The following is a 2,520-nucleotide window of genomic DNA, read 5'->3' as shown; positions in this document are numbered from 1 at the left end:
TTCAGCCATTTTTTTAGCATGATGTGCCTCATTGTATTTGGCTTCATTAAAACCAATGGTAAAGGTTTTGATTCGTTGGGTGTTGTTTGCTTGTAAAACTGCAGCCACAACGCCGCTATCATAACCACCACTTAAGAAAACACCCACGGGAACATCACTTACCATGCGGTATTGAAAAGCAGAAGTAAAAAGTCTTTCTACCTCTGTAGCTGCCTCTTCTTCCGATATTTTCAGTTTAGGTTTGTTGTAGTAGTCCAAAACATCGTAGTATTTAATGTCCTCAACGGTTTTACGTACAACATCGATTTTGATATAATGTCCTGGTTTAACTTTATAGGTATGTTTGAAAATGGTATGGGGTGCACGAATGTAAGCGTACTTAAAAAAAAGTGACACCGCCTGTTCATTGATATTTTTTTCGAAGTTGGGATAGGTGTAGATAGATTTGAGTTCAGAAGCGAAAAGCAAAGCGTCATTTTTGTGAAAGAAGTACAGTGGTTTAATACCCGCCCTGTCGCGCAGCAGAAAAATAATTTGCTTTTTGATATCATAAATGGCAAATGCAAACATGCCGATGAACTTATGAACAGCATCTATTCCGAATTGTTGATACGCCTTAATAATGACCTCGGTGTCGGAATCTGAATGAAAAGAATAGCCTAAGGCGATAAGATCTTTTCGTATTTCCTTAAAGTTGTAAACTTCACCATTCAAAATGATCACCACACTTTTATCATCGCTATACATGGGCTGGTTTCCATTAGATGATACATCCAGGATGGATAAGCGGCGGTGGCCCAAACCGATGTTGGCTTGGCTAGTGGAAAAGAAGACTGCATTTCCACTGTCGGGCCCTCGGTGTTTCAATATGTCGGTTGCCTTACCAAGATGCTCCTCAGTGAGGTGTCTATTGAAATCACAAAATCCTGTAAGGCCACACATAAATTATAATTTTAAAAACGAGTTAACCAGAAACACCCTGTGGTGATTTATATTCCAAATCTAAGTCATCACATCCATCGGTTCCACCACATTTGGAACATTAGTAAGAGCCAGATCTTAGTATCCGTATTTTCTTTGCCTACAATAAAATCATTTCTAAGCAAAATTGCCTTTTTTGAATTTATAAAATTGTGCTTACCTAGTTGTCCTTCATTGATATATTGAAAAAGGTAGTCCTTTAAATCTTCTCTCAACCATTCATTGACAGGGAGGGCAAACCCTGATTTGGGTCTATCCATTAAAGTTTTAGGGAGATATTTATGTGTGATCTTTTTTAGCAAATACTTCTTTTCACCATGATTATATTTCAATTTAGAAGGAAGTTGTGACACAAATTCAATAATTCTATTATCCAGTAAAGGTTCTCTGCCTTCCAAACCTACACTCATGGTGGCCCTGTCCACTTTTGCCAGAATATCGTCGACCATGTAAATTGAGTAATCGAGCGCTAAACAAGTATTGATAAAATCATTTTGATTATTTATCGGAGACATTTCATCATAAAGCCCCGCGTTAACATTTCGCAGTTTAAGCAATGCCTTTAACTCAGCTGTGTTGTAATATTGGCTAAATATATCCGCAATGTTTAAGATGTCTGATCCGTTAAGCAATTCATGAATTCTTAACATCCGGGAATTATTTTTTAAAAAGGGAACAAAGTTTACAGAAAGATTTGATAAAAATTTACCTGTATTTAGAACCGCTTTAGGAAATCCATGGATGGTATTATTAATCCGTTGTAGGAATGGATATCGCATATACCCTGCAAATATTTCGTCACCTCCATCAGCAGACAAACTTACGGTTACATGTTTTCGAGCGAATCGGCTTACCAGTGTAGTAGGAATGGCAGAGCTATCTCCAAAGGGTTCGTCATAAATTTCGGGAAGATCTGGCAATATATCCTGCGCCTCTTTTGTTGTGCAGTAATATTCATGATGATCTGTTCCCATGTATTCAGCCATTTTTTTAGCATGATGTGCCTCATTGTATTTGGCTTCATTAAAACCAATGGTAAAGGTTTTGATTCGTTGGGTGTTGTTTGCTTGTAAAACTGCAGCCACAACGCCGCTATCATAACCGCCACTTAAGAAAACGCCCACGGGAACATCACTTACCATGCGGTATTGAAAAGCAGAAGTAAAAAGTCTTTCTACCTCTGTAGCTGCCTCTTCTTCCGATATTTTCAATTTAGGTTTGTTGTAGTAGTCCAGCACATCGTAGTATTTAATGTCCTCAACGGTTTTATGTACAACATCGATTTTGATATAATGTCCTGGTTTAACTTTATAGGTATGTTTGAAAATGGTATGGGGTGCACGAATGTAAGCGTACTTAAAAAAAAGTGATACCGCCTGTTCATTGATATTTTTTTCGAAGTTGGGATAGGTGTAGATAGATTTGAGTTCAGAAGCGAAAAGCAAAGCATCATTTTTATAAAAGAAGTACAGTGGTTTAATACCTGCCCTGTCGCGCAGCAGAAAAATAATTTGCTTTTTGATATCATAAATGGCAAAA

The 2,520-nt window shown here is 37.5% G+C and carries 2 protein-coding genes; both read right to left on the bottom strand.

Going from position 1 to position 2,520, the window contains the following annotated elements; translation table 11 throughout:
* Positions 1-942 (bottom strand): asparagine synthase (glutamine-hydrolyzing) (asnB, locus tag P2W71_RS18525; RefSeq protein ID WP_276372805.1); only part of this gene is annotated, 942 nt, incomplete at its 3' end.
* A 68-nt stretch (positions 943-1,010) separates the two neighbouring features.
* On the bottom strand, positions 1,011-2,520 hold a 1,510-nt coding region (asnB, locus tag P2W71_RS18520; protein WP_276372804.1), incomplete at its 5' end, for an asparagine synthase (glutamine-hydrolyzing).

Origin of the sequence: Chryseolinea sp. H1M3-3 (assembly GCF_029360725.1) — a bacterium.
Classification (GTDB): Bacteria; Bacteroidota; Bacteroidia; order Cytophagales; family Cyclobacteriaceae; genus Chryseolinea.
The sequence above is the reverse complement of the archived record's forward strand: the minus strand, read 5'-3'. Positions and strand labels throughout refer to the sequence as shown.